The organism is Nocardia sp. NPDC023852, assembly GCF_040639505.1.
Lineage (GTDB): Bacteria > Actinomycetota > Actinomycetes > Mycobacteriales > Mycobacteriaceae > Nocardia.
Window position 1 is genome coordinate 140,891 of sequence record NZ_JBFAAB010000011.1, and the last position, 17,045, is coordinate 157,935.

Annotated in this window: 15 protein-coding genes and 1 pseudogene; 1 reads left to right on the forward strand and 15 read right to left on the reverse strand. The window is 66.7% G+C overall.

Going from position 1 to position 17,045, the window contains the following annotated elements; all coding sequences use genetic code 11:
• The first annotated feature begins 212 nt into the window (after positions 1 to 212).
• Positions 213 to 740 carry a hypothetical protein gene (locus AB0H00_RS17320; RefSeq protein WP_357266994.1) on the forward strand — a complete coding sequence of 176 codons (528 nt, stop codon included), beginning with the start codon at positions 213 to 215 and terminating at the stop codon, positions 738 to 740.
• Between the two features lie 57 nt (positions 741 to 797).
• Here the strand turns inward: AB0H00_RS17320 and raiA are convergent, their stop codons facing one another.
• The 15 genes and pseudogenes from raiA to cofD form a co-directional block, all read right to left on the reverse strand.
• A complete protein-coding gene (gene raiA, locus AB0H00_RS17325; RefSeq protein WP_357267154.1) occupies positions 798 to 1,502 on the reverse strand; it encodes a ribosome-associated translation inhibitor RaiA in 705 nt (234 codons plus the stop codon).
• 229 nt (positions 1,503 to 1,731) lie between these two features.
• Complete coding sequence (locus AB0H00_RS17330; protein WP_357266997.1) at positions 1,732 to 2,376, reverse strand: ComF family protein; 645 nt, start codon at positions 2,374 to 2,376, stop codon at positions 1,732 to 1,734.
• A 499-nt stretch (positions 2,377 to 2,875) separates the two neighbouring features.
• The gene (gene lpqB / locus AB0H00_RS17335) at positions 2,876 to 4,687 is read right to left on the reverse strand and encodes an MtrAB system accessory lipoprotein LpqB (RefSeq protein ID WP_357267000.1); all 1,812 of its coding nucleotides are present in this window, start codon (positions 4,685 to 4,687) and stop codon (positions 2,876 to 2,878) included.
• 584 nt (positions 4,688 to 5,271) lie between these two features.
• A pseudogene (gene mtrB / locus AB0H00_RS17340) lies at positions 5,272 to 6,831 on the reverse strand (MtrAB system histidine kinase MtrB); the annotation flags it as partial.
• 108 nt (positions 6,832 to 6,939) lie between these two features.
• Complete coding sequence (gene mtrA, locus AB0H00_RS17345) at positions 6,940 to 7,626, reverse strand: MtrAB system response regulator MtrA (RefSeq protein WP_174315456.1); 687 nt, start codon at positions 7,624 to 7,626, stop codon at positions 6,940 to 6,942.
• Between the two features lie 69 nt (positions 7,627 to 7,695).
• Positions 7,696 to 8,343 (reverse strand): dTMP kinase, encoded by a 648-nt coding sequence (locus tag AB0H00_RS17350; protein WP_357267003.1) that lies wholly within the window; start codon positions 8,341 to 8,343, stop codon positions 7,696 to 7,698.
• A 146-nt stretch (positions 8,344 to 8,489) separates the two neighbouring features.
• Positions 8,490 to 9,971 (reverse strand): adenosylhomocysteinase, encoded by a 1,482-nt coding sequence (gene ahcY / locus AB0H00_RS17355; protein ID WP_357267006.1) that lies wholly within the window; start codon positions 9,969 to 9,971, stop codon positions 8,490 to 8,492.
• Positions 9,972 to 10,031: 60 nt separating this feature from the next.
• Positions 10,032 to 11,087: an alkane 1-monooxygenase gene (locus AB0H00_RS17360; RefSeq protein ID WP_357267010.1), complete on the reverse strand. Its 1,056-nt coding sequence runs from the start codon at positions 11,085 to 11,087 to the stop codon at positions 10,032 to 10,034.
• Positions 11,088 to 11,374: 287 nt separating this feature from the next.
• Complete coding sequence (locus tag AB0H00_RS17365; protein ID WP_357267013.1) at positions 11,375 to 11,995, reverse strand: TetR family transcriptional regulator; 621 nt, start codon at positions 11,993 to 11,995, stop codon at positions 11,375 to 11,377.
• Positions 11,996 to 12,035: 40 nt separating this feature from the next.
• On the reverse strand, positions 12,036 to 12,245 hold the full coding sequence (locus tag AB0H00_RS17370) for a rubredoxin (RefSeq protein ID WP_357267157.1): 210 nt from the start codon (positions 12,243 to 12,245) through the stop codon (positions 12,036 to 12,038).
• Positions 12,246 to 12,268: 23 nt separating this feature from the next.
• Entirely contained in the window at positions 12,269 to 12,442 is a 174-nt protein-coding gene (locus AB0H00_RS17375) for a rubredoxin (protein WP_357267015.1), read from the reverse strand.
• A gap of 76 nt (positions 12,443 to 12,518) precedes the next feature.
• Entirely contained in the window at positions 12,519 to 13,778 is a 1,260-nt protein-coding gene (locus tag AB0H00_RS17380) for an alkane 1-monooxygenase (RefSeq protein WP_357267018.1), read from the reverse strand.
• 173 nt (positions 13,779 to 13,951) lie between these two features.
• On the reverse strand, positions 13,952 to 14,470 hold the full coding sequence (locus tag AB0H00_RS17385; RefSeq protein ID WP_357267021.1) for an NUDIX domain-containing protein: 519 nt from the start codon (positions 14,468 to 14,470) through the stop codon (positions 13,952 to 13,954).
• A gap of 94 nt (positions 14,471 to 14,564) precedes the next feature.
• Positions 14,565 to 15,911, reverse strand: a complete 1,347-nt coding sequence (locus tag AB0H00_RS17390; protein ID WP_357267025.1) for a coenzyme F420-0:L-glutamate ligase — start codon at positions 15,909 to 15,911, stop codon at positions 14,565 to 14,567.
• Complete coding sequence (gene cofD / locus AB0H00_RS17395) at positions 15,908 to 16,906, reverse strand: 2-phospho-L-lactate transferase (RefSeq protein WP_357267028.1); 999 nt, start codon at positions 16,904 to 16,906, stop codon at positions 15,908 to 15,910. Before cofD ends, AB0H00_RS17390 begins: the two co-directional genes overlap by 4 nt.
• Between the last annotated feature and the right edge of the window lie 139 nt (positions 16,907 to 17,045).

Sequence of the window (17,045 nt, forward strand, 5' to 3'; positions counted from 1 at the left end):
TCTCGAAGAGCGCGAACCACAAAACTTACTCTAAAGTAAGTTCACCGTCGACCCCCTTCGCCGACGGTGAATCGCAACCAGCGGCGATCCCCGCCTCCGAGTCCGCCGCCCGCCATCTAGTGACCGGCCGGAAACGCCCGGCCCGACGAACACCCCCTGCTCGTCCCGGAGCGACGCCGTGGCCGACATCCCCGGCCAAGAGAACCGTAGCAATGCATCGCCCTCGGAGCTGTCGCGGCGGCAGAAGAGATTCGGCCGAATCATCAAGGAACGCCGGGACGAACTCGGCCTCACCCCAGCTGCAGATCGGCGATCTCGGGGGACCTTCGGCACCGACGATCCGGAAGATCGAGGACGGCGACGCGACGATCAGCACCCACACGCTGAACAAACTCGACGTGCCGTTGCGGTGGCTACCCGGCAGTGCCGCCCGCACCTACGCGGGCGGCGCCCCCGCCGCCGACGATCCGTCGGCCGCCGCTCGCGGCGCGGGCGAGTCGGTGGTGACCGGACCTGACTCGATCCGGTTCGAAATCGCCGACCTCACCGGACTTCTCGCTGCCGCGGGCAGGCTCACCGACGCCGTCGAACACGGGCGTACCACCGATCCCCAGGTGGTCGCGGCGATCACCCAACTCGACCGGGGCGACCGAACAGTCCGCGCGCTACGCGACCGCGAGGACAGCGACATCATCGGGGCGCCGCGCGATAACGACCAAGGAAGAGAGAGGCTTTCATAAAAAATCTCCGGGCACCCAACCCTCGAGCTGGGCGCCCGGAGAAGCGGACGGACTCGATCAGGCGAGCCGGATGAGGCCGTAGTCGAAGGCGTGCCGACGGTAGACGACCGACGGCCGGTCGGTCTCCTTGTCGTGGAAGAGGAAGAAGTCGTGGCCGACGAGCTCCATCTCATAGAGGGCGTCGTCGACGGTCATCGGAGTCGCCGGGTGCACCTTCGTACGCACGATGTGACCTGGGCCCGTAGCGTAATCCGTGTTCTCTGCCTCGTCGATGCGGCGGCTTTCGCCTTCGGTATGAGCATGCGCGGTACTCGCCCCGCTCGGCCGCTCGAACAGGGACTCATCCACCAGGTCGGCCGTGGCCTGGGCGACAGAGACCGGGGTCTTGTCCCCGTAGTGCACCCGGCGCCGATCCTTGGTACGACGCAATCGGCTCTCCAGCTTCGCGGTCACCGACTCGAAGGCGGCGTAGAAGCTGTCCGCGCGGGCCTCGGCCCGGACAACGGGACCTTTACCGCGCGAAGTGATTTCGACGCGCTGGCAGCTCTTGCGCTGCCGACGGTTGCGTTCATGGAACAGCTCCACGTCGAAGAGGAAGATCGACGGGTCGAAGCGCTCGAGGCGGGAGAGTTTTTCCGCGACGTAGATTCGAAAATGATCAGGCACCTCGACATTGCGGCCTTTCACCACGATATCGGCGAGCGGAGCCCGTGGGCTTTCCGCTACGGGTTGCTCTGTCGCATCTTGGGCGCCGGAATCCAGCACCGAAGGAGCAGCGTCTTTCACTGAAGGTCGTGAAGAAGTCGTCACGCGTACCTCCCGGATATGGCCGCACAGATCGATTCATGCGGCGGGATTGAGCAGTGCCGATCGAGAATCGCTCGGCACAAGTTGTCCGAGGCGACACCTCCAAACTCCCGGTTCGGGTGTGTGATCGCGACGCTAGTACGACATCGGGCAGACCGCCAGTCTTCACGCAAATTTCCCGGCGTCAAGCGGCACAGATAACCAAAACCCCACGAATCGGCAGTCCGACCCGCGCGAGCGCGCGGACCGATTCCCGAGCCGTCGCACCGGTTGTCAGCACGTCGTCGACTACCACCACCTCGGCGTTTTTCGGCATCCCCCACGCGGGGGCGCAGGCGGGTACAGTGGTCACCCGCCCACGGAGATTGTGTACCCGCTCACCGGGCGTCAAGCCGACCGAATCGCGCACCCCGCGCCACACTCGCAACACCGATACCACCCGGCTATCGGGCAGCCACCTCGCGGCTACGTGCGCCGTGCGCAGCATCGGATCTCCGCCTCGACGCCGTGCCGCCGATGCTTTGCTCGGCGCGGGCACCAGTGCCAGCGGCCGATCCCAAGACCGCAGCCGCGCGAGTCCGCCCGCGAGCGCCGCGCCGAGCGGCTCCACGAGATCCCGGCGACCCTGCTCCTTGGCCGCGAGCACCGCGCGCCTGCCGGGCCCACGGTAGGGACCGAGCGCCCAGCACGGGACCCCCGGGTCCGTGCGTGGTCGTACCCGCACCGGCGGCGAGTCCAAGGCGGCCTCGCAGGCGGCACACCACGCCGTCCCGGCCAGCCCGCACCCACCGCAGGCCGTCGGCAGAATCAGATCCAGCAGCGTCCCCATCGCCCGATTCTGCGCCAGGGCACCGACACCTTCGCCGAACGACGGTTGCGGCAGCGGCAGCGGCAGCGGCAGCGGCAGCGGCAGCGGCAGCGGCAGCGGCAGCGGAATACGATGGTTTGGAGGTGATTACGACGACCCAGCCGCAGTTCCAGAACCGTGGGTGCCAGCTACCGTCAGAACGACCGCCATCGCCGCGGTCGCGCCCTTGTCGGCCCCGGTGGGGCGTTCGGTCGGTATCGTGCACACGCCACGCGACTACGCGGAGGACTTGATCGAGACGGAATGCGCCAACTCGGCGCACATGCCGTACGAGCGATGGGACAGCTGCCGATCAGCGCTCCCTGAACGACCGACCGCCCTGGCGTTTCCGCCCGCCAACGGGTTGCCGTCCTCGACGACTCCGCGGTCACATCAATGCCTCGACGACCTCGATGATCATGCGGCCCGCACCGCGACCAACGAATCACGGCGAGTCGGAGGGACCGAGCAGGGCGAAATCTCAGCCAGGTAGGACCGGAACCGCATTCGCGCCGAGACCGGGCACCTCGCGCCAGTACGGTTCACCGCCGTCCGGGTTGCTGGTCAGCTCGAGCACCGCACGTGAGTCCGCGACGTACTGGTGTTCCGGCGACGCGCTGACCTCTCGCACTGGTGGCGTCAGGTTCCGGCTGGTCTGTGGCATCGGCTGGGAACCGTCCACCGACACGGTGTTCACCGGGTCGACGTTGCCCTCGCGAGCGATGATGATCGTGTCCATGGTAAGCCAGCTGAGCGACACAGCGCGGGTGCTCAGGGTGATCGCGACGGGCAGTGGCGCGGTAAGGGCGTAGTGGCCGTCTGGACGCCGTTCCACCACCGCCACATAGACTTTGCCGTCGGCGATCAGCGCCGCTCGGACGCCGGTGCGCGCGATCTGCAAGTCGGTGATCGGCGACCTCGGCGCGAGACCGGAGGACACCGTGGCCAGCGCCGAGGTGTCGACCTCCTGCACCGAGACCGTCGAGGTGGCTCGGTCGTTGATCGCGCGGATCACCCGCTCGCCGTCGACCACCGCCCACGCCGCGCTGCCGTCGGAGGTCCACGAAGGTCGGGTGATGGTCGAGCCCGTGGCCACCGGAAAGGCGTTGCCGCCGTAAGTGCCGACCATCAGAGCGCGGGGCTGCTCGGATCTTCCGGTCTCGGCCACCGCTGCCACCAGCTGACCATCTTGGGACAACGCCGCCGACCGCAGGTTGTTCACCGCGCCGAAGTACCCCGGTGTCGGCGTGATGCCGCCGTTGTCCTGGAACTGCACCAGTCCGCCGCCGCGCAGCGCGTGCAGACCGACCTGGTTACGTGCGGATGTCGCGGGATTGAGCTGCTGCACATCAGCGACGGTCCATCCGTTCGCGGCGAACCGGTCGTCCAGCGGTTTGCCGTCGGCGAGCAGGACGTAGGGGCCGAGGATGTCGGCGCCGGACAACGTCAGAATCACCTGGGCGGCGAGCAACTCGCGGTCGCGCGGGTTCAGGGCGGAGGCGCCGGCGAAGTCGATCTTGACGCCGCCGAGCCCGATACCGACCCCGTCCGGGTCGCCGTTCGCCTTGGTGATCGGACCGCGGAGGGCGACCGGCCCGGCCAGCTCGTTGCGCAGGACCGGGGCGAGCGCGGGTTGGGTACCCTCGATCAGGAGGCTGAGCAGCTTCTGGGTCAGCTGAACCTTGGCCACCGAGATCCAGCGCAGATCCGGAACAACGGTGGTAGCGGCGGGGTCGACGAAGTACAGCACGTAACGCCGATAGGACCTGGCGAACGCGGTGGAATCCATCACGACGCCGTCGGGCAGCTCGTCGATGCGCCACTCGCCATCGACCTTGGTCAGCTCGATCTTGTTCTCGACGAGGTCGTCACTGGCGCGGTACGCGCCGTCCGTGGCCAGCTCGCCGACCTTGCGCGCGCGGATCCGGTACGTCGCCTTATCGCCGGAGCGCGATTCACGCAGTGTGTCCGGCTTCTCCACGATCACGGTGCTCGCGGCGTCGTCCCACTGGGTCGACGCCGCGGGGGTCATGTACTGTCGCGCGGCCAGATGACGATTGGCCGGATCGGCAGTGGCCTGCAGAAAGTCACGCAGCAGCAGATCCGGATCGCGGTTGGCGATGGGCGGCGGCGGCCCCTCGGACGTGGGCTCCCGGTCGATCGTGCCCAGCGCCTGCGGCGCCGAGGACTCGGGCAGACTGGCGCATCCGGTCAGCGGCAATAGGATCGCGACCACGACCGCGACCAGCGTGGACAACCGCTGCCTCCGCGCAGATCCGGCACGCATGCTCATGACTGTACGTCCCCGGACTTGCGCTCCGCCCCGCCCCCGGCCTGCGCCGACTCGGGCGCCTGCAATCCGTTCGAACCGGGCGCGGGCCGGTCACCGAATGCGGGCGTGGCACCGGACACAGTCCCGGCACTCGACACCGGCGCGACCCCGGGCACCGTCCCGGCTTCCGACGCAGGCGCGTCACCGGACAGGGTCTTCCCGTCGCCGCACGCAGGGACGCCACCAGAGGCGGGCGCACCACCAGCCGCCGACGCCGACGCCCCACCAGAAGCAGGCCCGTCACCGGACCCGGATCTGCCACCGGACTCCGGCCCGGCTCCGGACACGGGCGCCGCACCAGAAGCAGGCGCGTTATCCGACGTGGGCCCGGCGCCGGCCCCACCCCCGCCACCAGGCACAGACGAAGCAGCACCATCCGATGCCGAAGCGCCACCAGAGGCAGGCGCGTCATCGGATACAGACGCAGGTGCTGTGCCGGAGGCGGTATCCGCGGACGCTGATGCGCTCTCGCTCGCGGCGTCCGGATTCGCGGCAACGGGATCGGCGGGCGGCGCCGGCTCGACCACCCGCATCGATTTGCGGACAGGTTCCAGCGGCAGCGGACTCATGCCGAGTTTCTTCCCGCGCACCAGCGGCAGCGTGAGTCGGAAGGTGGCGCCGACGCCGACCTCGCCCCACGCCTCGAGCTTGCCCTCGTGCAGGTTCGCGTCCTCCACGCTGATCGACAGGCCGAGGCCGGTGCCACCGGAACGGCGCATCCGGGACGGGTCCGAGCGCCAGAACCGGTTGAAGACCAGCTTCTCTTCGCCGGGTCGCAGGCCGATGCCCTGATCCCGTACGACGACGGCGACCGCGTTGGCGTCGGCGTCGCCGCGCATCCGGATCAGCACCGGCTTGCCCTCGCTGTGGTCGATCGCGTTGGCCAGCAGATTGCGCAACACCCTCTCCACCCGCCGCGGGTCGACCTCGGCGACCAGCGGCTCTTCCGGCATATCGGTGATCACCTCGACACCGGCGTCCTTGGCCAGATGCCGCACGGTGGCGATCGCGGCCCGCGCGCACATCCGTACGTCGAGGGATTCGACCTGGAGTTCGGCGACGCCCGCGTCGTGGCGGCTGATCTCGAGCAGATCGTTGAGCAGGCCCTCGAACCGGTCCAGCTCGTTGACCAGCAACTCGGCGCTGCGGGCAAGGGCGGGATCGAGGTCGTCACTGCTGCCGTGGATCAGATCGGCGGCCATGCGCACCGTGGTGAGCGGCGTGCGCAGCTCGTGGCTGACGTCGGAGGTGAACCGGCGCTGCAGGTTGCCGAACTCCTCTAGCTGCGTGATCTGGTTGGACAGGCTTTCGGCCATCTCGTTGAATGCCTGGGCCAGCCGCGCCATATCGTCCTCGCCGCGCACCAGCATGCGTTCCTTGAGCCTGCCGTCGGCGAAACGACCCGCGATCCTGGCCGCGGAGCGGATCGGCAATACCACCTGCCTGGTCACCAGTGCGGTGATCGCGGCCAACAGCACCAGCAGCACGATGCCCCCGACGAGCATGGTGCCGCGCATCAGCGCGAGGCTGCGCTCCTCGTTGGCCAGCGGAAAGATCAGGTAGATCTCCAGCGTGGGGATGTCGGCGCTCGGACTGCCGATAATCAGCGCACGACCGCGGTAACCGCCCGGGTCGTCGACCGTGGCGAACTGGTAGCTGACCTGGTTGCGCTGCACGAACCGGCGCAGCTCGTCGGGCACCTCTTGGATCGGGCCGGTGGAGATCTGCTGCTGCGGCATGCCACCCATGATGGTCAGCGCTGAATCGAAAGTGCCTGCGGCACCGGTCGATTGGCCTGCGTCGCCGCGGTTGGACAGCGCGTTGCGCGCATCCTGCAAGCGCTGCTGCTGGGTGCCGATGTCGTGCACGCCGACCAGCTGGCTCTGCACCGTGTTGCGCGCCCGATCCATTTCCTCGACCGCCGCATTGATCTTGGCATCCAGCAGGCGGTCGGTGATCTGACTGGTCAACACCACGCCGAGGATCGTGATCACGATCAGCGACAGGGTCAGAGTCGACACGATGACGCGCAACTGCAGCGAGCGGCGCCATAGGTGACCGAGGGCGCTGCCGACCGCTTGGAACCAAGCCACCACCGGTGCCATCGAAATCCGAAGACGTGCGATCACGCCATCGGTATCTGAATTCCGGCCTCGGCGGGGCCCTTCGTGGTCACGCAAGCTACCGCCTCCGGACCCTGAACGCAGGCCGGATCACGGTGGTCCAGCCTTGTAGCCGACTCCACGGACGGTCAGCACGATCTCCGGATTTTCGGGATCCTTCTCGACCTTGGCGCGAAGCCGCTGCACGTGGACATTCACCAGACGGGTGTCGGCGGCGTGCCGATAACCCCAGACCTGCTCGAGCAGGACCTCACGGGTGAACACCTGACGCGGCTTGCGGGCAAGCGCGACGAGCAGGTCGAACTCCAGCGGCGTGAGCGAGATCTGCGCGCCGCCGCGGCTGACCTTGTGCGCGGGCACATCGATCACGATATCCGCAATCGACAGCAGCTCGGCGGGCTCCTCCTCGGTACGGCGCAGACGGGCGCGCACCCGCGCGACGAGTTCCTTCGGTTTGAAAGGCTTGACAATGTAGTCATCGGCGCCCGACTCCAGACCGAGTACTACGTCGACCGTGTCGGTCTTGGCCGTGAGCATCACGATCGGAACCCCGGAATCGGCCCGCAGCACGCGGCACACATCGATGCCATTCATGCCGGGCAACATCAGGTCCAGCAGCACCAGATCCGGGCGGATCTCTCGAACCGCCGCAAGGGCCTGTGTGCCGTCGCCGACCACATGCGGGTCGAACCCTTCCCCGCGCAAGACGATCGTGAGCATCTCAGCGAGTGCCATATCGTCGTCGACGACCAGAATCTTCGGCTTCATAACTACTATGTTGTCATCTCCCAGGCCAGGATCGGGCCGCCACGCCAACACTGGTGTGAACACACGGCACAGCCAACCTTATCGACCAATGATTTCGGTGATCCGCGCGCTCAGCGTAGCCGGGTCGTCGTCGGATCGGTATGTCCACCATGGCCCGTGCCAGTCGCGTTCGGCCAGCTCACAGTACACCGCACCAGTTCGGTGCTGCAGACCGCGGTCGCATTCGTAGGCGTCCAGCGCACGGGCGGCGTCGAGTTCGCCTCGCCTGCGGGCACGCTCGGCCGCGACCTCGGTCGGCACATCCAGCAACACCTGCAGCGCTGGCGCGGGAAGGTCGAACCTGCCGAACTCCAATTCGCCCACCCAATCGACGATTTCGTCGTCGGCCGACTGCTCGAGCCGGGCAGCGGAATACGCGGCGTTGGAGGCGACATAGCGGTCCAGAATCACAACGTCGTTGTCGGCCAACAGCTTCGACAACTCGTCGTGGGCGTCCGCGCGGTCCAGCGCGAACAGCAACGCCATGCCGCGGACCGAGTCCGCGAGATCGCCGTGCGCGCCGCGCAGCGCCTCGGCGGCCAGGTCGGCGTGGACCGAACGGTGGTATCGCGGGAAGGCCAACGCCTGCACCCGCAGGCCACGCTCGCGCAGATCGGCGACCACCCGGTCGATCAGCGTGCGCTTACCCGCGCCATCGAGGCCTTCGACGGCTATCAGCACTCCCATAGGTAGGCACGATACCCCGACGCCTATTTACCGCCGACACCGACTGACCAGGGCTGATACCGGGTCGGTATAGCCGGAGGCGGCTCGGGATCGACCACGCGGCGCCCGCCGACCGGACGGTCGACGGGCCACCCCGCGCCTACCACTCAGTAGCGGTAGTGCTCCGGCTTGTACGGGCCTTCCACATCCACGCCGATGTACTCGGCCTGGTCCTTGGAAAGCTTCGTCAGCTCGCCGCCCAGCGCCTCGACGTGGATGCGAGCGACCTTCTCGTCCAAGTGCTTCGGAAGGCGGTAGACCTCGTTGTCATACTCCTCCGGCTTGGTCCACAACTCGATCTGCGCGATCACCTGGTTGGAGAAGCTGTTCGACATCACGAACGACGGATGTCCGGTCGCATTGCCCAGGTTCAGCAGACGCCCCTCGGACAACACCAGGATCGACCTGCCCGACTGGAACGTCCACAGGTCGACCTGAGGCTTGATCGTCAATTTCGTTGCGCCGGAACGTTCCAGCCCTGCCATGTCGATCTCGTTGTCGAAGTGGCCGATGTTGCCGAGGATGGCCTGGTCCTTCATCGCCTTCATGTGCTCGAGGGTGATGATGTCCTTGTTACCTGTCGCGGTGATGACGATGTCGGCCTCGCCGATCGCCTTCTCCACGGTCACCACGTCGTAGCCGTCCATCAGCGCCTGCAGCGCGTTGATCGGGTCGATCTCGGTGACCTGCACTCGTGCGCCCTGTCCGGCAAGTGATTCCGCGCAGCCCTTACCGACATCGCCGTAGCCACAGATCAATATCTTCTTGCCACCGATGAGCACGTCCGTGCCGCGGTTGATGCCGTCGATCAGCGAGTGGCGAGTGCCGTACTTGTTGTCGAACTTGCTCTTGGTGACCGAGTCGTTGACGTTGATCGCCGGGAACACCAGTTCGCCCGCCGCCGCGAACTGGTAGAGCCGCAACACGCCGGTGGTGGTCTCCTCGGTGACGCCCTGAACCGAGTCGGCGATCGCGCTCCACTTGCCCTTGTCGGTCTCGAAGCGCTCACGCAGCAGGTTCAGGAATACCTTGTATTCGGCCGAGTGGTCCTCGTCCTCCGGCGGAACCACGCCCGCCTTCTCGAACTGCGCGCCGCGTAGCACGAGCATGGTGGCGTCACCGCCGTCGTCGAGGATCATGTTGGCGGGCTGGTCCGGCCAGGTGAGCATCTGCTCGGCGGCCCACCAGTACTCCTCCAGGGTCTCGCCCTTCCAGGCGAACACCGGAGTGCCCTTGGGCTCGTCGACAGTGCCGTGCGGTCCGACGACGACCGCGGCCGCCGCATGGTCCTGGGTGGAGAAGATGTTGCACGAGGCCCAACGAACCTCGGCCCCGAGGCTGGTCAGTGTCTCGATCAGCACCGCGGTCTGCACGGTCATGTGCAGCGAGCCGGAGATGCGCGCGCCCTGCAGCGGCCGCACGTCGGCATACTCACGGCGCAGCGCCATCAGACCGGGCATCTCGTGTTCGGCGAGGCGGATCTCCTTGCGACCGAATTCGGCCAGCGACAAGTCCGCCACCTTGTAGTCGATGCCATTGCGGACATCGGCGGTCAAAGATGTTCGTGCGGGAAGTTCTGAGGTGGTCATCAGCCTCTCCTGATTCGGCAAGTACCGAGGCAAGGCTAGTCGCTGGCCGCCGGATACGGGCTAGGCGGTCACCCCGTGTGCCGACAGGATGCGGCGGCGCTTGCGCGGGTGAATGTTCGCCAGTGTGATATCGCCGTCGTAGTGGTCCAGAACGCGGCCGTCCATGATCCGGCGCCACAGCGGCGGTATGGCGGCGAGCACGATCATGGTGGCGTACCCCGCCGGCAGTTGCGGGGCTTGCTGGGAGCTGCGCAGCGTCTGGTAGCGGCGGCCGGGGTTGGCGTGGTGGTCGCTGTGGCGCTGCAGGTGGAACAGGAAGATGTTGGTGACCAGGTGGTCGCTGTTCCAGCTGTCTCGCGGCGAGCAGCGGGCGTAGAGCCCGTTCGGTCGCCGGGACCGCAGCAGGCCGTAATGCTCGACGTAGTTCACCGTCTCCAGCAAGGCGATGCCGATCACGGCCTGCAACGCGAGGTAGGGCAGCACCCGCGGGCCGAACGCCGCGATCAGGCCGCCGAACAGCACCAGGGTCATCGACCACGCCTGCAGGATGTGGTTATCCGCGTTCCACCAGCCCTTGCCCTTGCGGGCCAGTCGCTCGCGCTCCAGACCGATCGCCGAACGGAAGCTACCGGACACGCTGCGCGGCAGGAACTCCCACAGCGACTCACCGAGTCGGCCGCTGGCCGGATCCTCCGGAGTCGCCACCCGCGCGTGATGCCCGCGGTTGTGCTCGACGAAGAAATGCCCGTACCCGGACTGAGCCAGGGCAATCTTGGCCAGCCAACGCTCCAGGTGCTCGACCCGGTGCCCGAGTTCGTGGGCCGCGTTGATGCCGATGCCACTGACGAGGCCGAGGGTGGCGGCCAGCCCGAGCTTGTCGACCACGTCCAACTCGTCACCGGCCCACATGTAGCACGCGACCGCCAACCCGATCAGTTGGATCGGCAAGAACAGGTAGGTACACCACCGGTAGTACCGGTCGTTCGACAGCAACTCGTAGTCCTCGTCCCGCGGGTTGCTGCCGTCCTCGCCGATCAGCCAGTCCAGCACTGGGATCACGACCAGCACAATGATCGGCCCGATCCACCAGAAGACCACCGCGCCCGTGTGAAGCACGAGTTGCGATGGCAACAATGCGGATGACGGCGCGATCAGGCCGAGAACCCACAAATGGCGTTTGGGATCGACCGACCCCGCCGGTTTGCCAACCGTTTGCACGTTTGCCCCGCTTAATAAGAACCCTGACTTCGACGACGCATGAAGATAGTTGCAGACTTTACGTCTGTTACATGTGGCTGGACGGTTGAAACGTGGCAGAGATTACCTGCCTGGCAGCCGGTTCTTGTGGAGGTCCACATGTGATGAGAATCACCGTCCTCGATCGCGACCCGGTTGCCGTCGGCTCAGCTCTGTACCCGTGCCGCCAGGATCGCCTCGACATATGGGGTGAGAAGCGCGCTCATCTCCTCCGGGGCATCGCGTCCCGGGCCGGGCGGGGTGGGAATGTAGCTCAGCGCGATGCGGGCCAGCGCGTGTGCGATAACGTCCGATTCGGTGGCCGTCGCCGCCACCCAACTCTGCTGGAACGCGAGCGAAAGCCGCTCCGTCGCATGGTCGAGCAGCGGCCCGGCATCGAGGGTGATCAGCCGCAGCAGATCCAGCTTCACCTCGCCCCCGAGCAGCGACCGCACCAGTGGGTCGGCAGCCGCGTCGAGGAAGAAGTTGCCCATCCCCTCGCGGAACGCGGCGCGGGCATCACCGACATTGCCGGTGATCGCCGCGTCGACGTGGTCGACCAGATCGTCGGCCAAGCGCAACGCATACGCTTGGGTGAGGCCGTTGCGCGAGCCGAACTCGTTGTAGAGCGTCTGCCTGCTCACTCCTGCCCTGGTCGCGACGTCACCGAGCGTGATCTTGGACCAGTCACGCTCGGTGAGCAGCTCGCGCATCGCGTCCAGGACCGACGTACGCAGGAGTTCCCGTGCGGCCTCCTGGTAGGGAATCCTGGTTCCGTTGCGCGGCATACCCGCGACACTGTCACGGGCGCTTGCCGCAGTCAAAACCTCACGACCGCTCGATCTGGACCATGAAGAAGTCGGCTTTGGCGGCTCCGCAATCGGGGCAGGTCCAGTCGTCCGGAATGTCGTCCCAGCGGGTTCCGGGTGCGATCCCGTCGTCCGGCCAACCCTCGGCCTCGTCGTATTCGAAGCCGCACTGGATGCATTGATAGAGCTTGTATTCGGGCCCACCCGTCTCCCGGCCGCCACCCCTCATCGAATCGCTCGGCGATGCTGTACTCATTTCCTAGCCCCTGTCTGCTCGAAGTCGATCTTCTCCCGCACGCCGCAATCGGGGCAGCACCAATCGTCCGGCACCGCCTCCCACGGCGTGCCCGCCGGGAAACCCTCGTGCGGCGCCCCTTTCGCCTCGTCGAAGACATAGTCGCAGACGGGGCAGCGATAAGCGGTCATAACTCCACCTCGCCAGCGCTCGGCCCCCTCATAATCGCCAGGGCGGCCGCGCCCGTCGCTCGCCTGCCGCGCCTACTCATGCCCCGGCCACCTGTGCGCCGCCGGTCGGGGCATCCGTGCCGTAGCGCGCGAGCACCTGGTCGCGCTTGCCCGGATGAATGTTGGCGCGCGTGATGTCGCCGCCGTAGTGCGCGAGCACCCGCTTGTCCATGACGCGGCGCCACAGCGGAGGGAAGTAGGCCAGCAAGATCATGCTGGCGTAACCGCTGGGCAGATTCGGTGCGCCATCCCAACTGCGCAGCGTCTGATAGCGCCGGGTCGGATAGGCGTGGTGATCACTGTGCCGCTGCAAGTGGTAGAGGAAGATGTTGGTGACGAGGTGGTCGCTGTTCCAGCTGTGCACCGGAGCGGGCCGCTCGTAGCGTCCGCCGGCCGTCCGCTGCCGAACCAGGCCATAGTGCTCGAGGTAGTTGACCGCCTCCAGCAAGCTGAAGCCGACGACAGCTTGCAGAACCAGGTATGGAAACAGCTCGATACCGAACACCACCAGCAGCACCGCGTACAGTGCGGCCGACATCAGCCAGGCGCTGACAACCTCGTTCCGCGGACTCCAGGGCTTCTTGCCCAGCCGCTCCAAACGGACCTTCTCCAGATGCCAGGACGACTTCAGGCTGCCCCACACGGTGCGTGGCCAGAACGCCCAGAAGGTCTCGCCGACGCGGGAACTCGCCGGATCCTCCGGCGTCGCCACACGTACGTGGTGACCACGGTTGTGCTCGATATAGAAATGCCCGTAGAACGACTGGGCCAGCGCGATGCGGGACAGCCACCGCTCCATGCTCACCTTCTTGTGGCCGAGCTCGTGCGCCGTATTGATGCCGATGCCGCCGATCATGCCGACCGTGATCGCCAGGCCGATCTTGTCCACCACGCGTAGCCCGCCATCGATGCCGAGCCAGCTCAGGTTGTCCGCGGTGATCAGGTAGGCCGCCATGAGCAAGGCCGCGTATTGGAACGGCAGGTACAGGTAGGTGAGGTAGCGGTAGTACTTGTCGTTCTCCAGGTACTCCATCACCTCGTCGGGCGGGTTGTCGCCGTCCGGGCCGAAGAAGATATCGGCCAACGGGATCAGCACGTAGACCAGGATCGGCCCGAGCCAGAACGGCACCTGAGCCAGGCGGTGCCAGCCGAGTTCGTTCAACGCCCACACGAGCGGGAGGCCGATCGTGAACAGGCCGGTCGGTGCGAACAACCCCCACAGCCACATGTATCGCTTACGGTCACGCCAAGCCGGCAACTCGACCGGCTGTGCGGACAGTTCGGCGTCCGTCGACATCGTTGTCTCCATTCAAAGCGGCACATCACATGTGACGTGCGTTACTTCCGAAATGGACGATATCGCATCATTTGTCGGCTGTCTATACAAATCATATCTTTTGTAAAGGAGCGGAATGGGCCCCGTTTCCTGCTCATGGGAGCTCGGACGAGACGCAGCGAACGGGTCGCGCGTCAACGCAGCAGGACGTCGGCGTCGGCGGGCAGTGCGTCCACCGGCCACCAGCGCAGATCGGTGGACTCACTGCTGCGCACTGGTACCGCGCCGGCGGGCGCGGTGATCCGGAACAGCAGGTCCAGGTGCCTGGTCGGCACACCGAGCGAACAGGTGATCGGATGCGCTTGCGCGCCGTACAGCTCGGGCTCCAGCCGCAGGCCCGAAATGCCCGACTCCTCGGTCGCTTCGCGCAGTGCGGCGTCGGCGACCGTGGCGTCGCTTTCCTCACAGTGGCCACCGAGCTGAATCCACCGGCCCACCCGCGGATGCAGGGTGAGCAACACCTCTCGCTCGTCGCGGGAGAAGACCACGGCCGAAGCGGTGATATGGCCGGGTGCGTGTTCGCGTAGGCAGCCGCGTGGAGCAGAGCCGAGGAAAGCCAGCATCGCCTCGCGCAGCGATCGGTCGGAACTCGCTGGGGGACACCAGGATTCAAGTATCTCGGTGGCCGAGACATGGAGTGAGGCAGCGGTCATGACTCCACCTGGCCGGCGCTTGTCCCCCTCATGACCGAGCGACGCCCGGCCGTGCCCGTTGTTCGATGGTTCACGCCGAGCTGCGCTCGCAGACTCACAGCTCGACCAGGCCGTGGCCGGCACCGCGCACTGGCCGCGGGGCCAGCTCCCCCTGCGGATGACCGACGGCTATGGCGCCCAGAGGGTTCCAGTCGTCGGCCAAGCCGAGGATGTCACGGGTGACCTCCGGGGCGAAGATGGTCGACCCGATCCAGCAGCTGCCGATCCCCTCGGTGGCCAAGGCGACGAGCAGGCCCTGCACCGCGGCGCCCACCGCGACCGTGAACATGGTGCGCTCGTTGGCGCGACGCCGCTCGTCCGGGTAGTCGTGCGCGCCGTCGGGCACGCAGAACGGGATGATCACCTCAGGTGCGTCGAACAAGATGCGACCGCGGGCGATGCGGCGCTCGACGCGTTCGGGCGCGAGGCCGTCGGCGGTGAGATCGGCGCGCCACTTCTCGGCCATCGCCTCCAGCAACTGGGCACGCAAAGAAGGTTTGCGCAGCCAGACGAACCGCACCGGGCGGGTGTGGTGCGGGGCAGGCGCGGTCAGTGCGACAGACACCGCCGCACGGATGCGTTCGGGATCCACCGGGGTGTCGGCGAACTGGCGGATCGAGCGACGCAGCAGGATCGCCTCCCGCCGCCCCTGCTCGATCGCCTCCGCGGTGCCGAGCCAGAACAGGTCGTCGGTACCGCTGCGCAGCAGATCGGCGGCGCCGGACCCGTCGTCGATGACCGGAAACCCGCGCACCACGGCGACAGGAATGCCGCCGAGCTTGCCCTTCACCAGGTCCGCGGCGGCGGCCAGCTCGTCGGCCACCGCGACCTGGGTGACGTTCAGCTCATTGCCCTGGCCGTCTACAGCACCCGCGTAGTCGTGCAGCACCCGAAGCCCCGCGGCGCCGATCGCCGCGTCGGTCTGGCCATTGCGCCAGGCACGGCCCATGGTGTCGGTGACAACCACCGCGACCGTCACGCCCAGTCGCTCGGCCAGCGCCGTCCGCAGCGCCTTGGCGCTGCCGTCCGGATCGGTGGGCAGCAGGACGAGTTCACCCTGCTCGACATTCGAGCCGTCGACCCCGGAGGCCGCCTGCACGATGCCGAGCTTGTTCTCAGTGATCAAGGTGCGGCCCTTGCGCGCGAGCACCCGCACCGCCTCGTGCTCGATGAGGCTGCGTCGGGCGCTGTCCCGTTCTTCGGGGTCCATCGGCGCCTCCACGACCCGGCCCTCGACCTTCGCGACGATCTTGCTGGTGACCACGAGCACGTCGCCGTCGGCCAGCCAGGGTGCACACCGAGCAAGGTGTTCGGCCAGGTCGTCACCGGGCCGGAACTCCGGAAGGCCGGTGACGGGCAGGATGCGCAGCTCTACTGCCGCGTGGTCGGTGGATGTCGTCATGGCTTCACTCCTGCGAGATCCAGTGCCTGACGCACCATTTCGGCGGTGGCCGGCGGGTCGGTCATCAGCAAAGGCACGCTACGCACCTCGACACCGGGCACGTCGGCGGTATCGGTGGTGTGGATCAGCCAGCCGTCCAGGATTCCGGTGGCCGATCGGGCGCCGTAGTAACGACCGATCGCCTCGGCCGTGGTGTCCACCCCGATCACCGACAGGCACTCGTCGGCCATACCGCGCAACGGCTTTCCGTCGATCACACCGGACACGCCGATCACCTTGGCCTCGGTCGTGCGCAGGGCACCCCGAATACCCGGCACGGCGAGGATGGCTCCGATGCTCACGACCGGGTTCGACGGAGCGAGGAGCACCACATCGGCGGACGTTATGATCTCTGTCACATTTGGTGCTGGTTTGGCGTCATCGGCGCCAATTGTGGCGAATCCATGGGTGTCGACGTTCGCCCGGTAGCGGACCCACCACTCTTGGAAATGGATCGCGCGCCGTTCGCCAGGATTGTCCGGGTCGGTCACAACGACATGTGTTTCGCAGCGATCATCGGTTGCCGGGAGGAGTTTCACGCCGGGTCGCCAGCGATTGCACAGCGCCTCGGTGACCGCGGAGAGTGGGTATCCGGCGCGCAACATTTCGGTTCGGATCAGGTGCGTGGCGATATCACGGTCCCCCAAGCCGAACCAGTCGGGTTGGGCATGATATTTCGCAAGTTCCTCCTTGGCGTGCCAGGTCTCGCCGACGCGGCCCCAGCCGCGATCGGTATCAATGCCTCCGCCTAGGGTGTACATGCAGGTATCGAGGTCGGGGCAGATCCGTAGGCCATGCATCCAGACGTCGTCACCGACGTTCACGATCGCGGAAACATCGGCCTCGGGCAGCAGTTCGCGGACGCCCTGGAGAAAACGCGCCCCACCGACACCGCCGACCAGGACGGCGATCCGGGGCCCGCTCCCGGGTGCGGCGTCCACTTGTTGTCCAGTCACATCCGCACAGCCTATGCGGTAACCCGATGGCGACGACTCGCGGTAAATTTGCTATCTATTTGCTAACGTACATGACAAGATCAATTCGGAATGCGGCTGCGGATAGTAACGGAATAGCGTCGGCGGCTTGACCATCGAC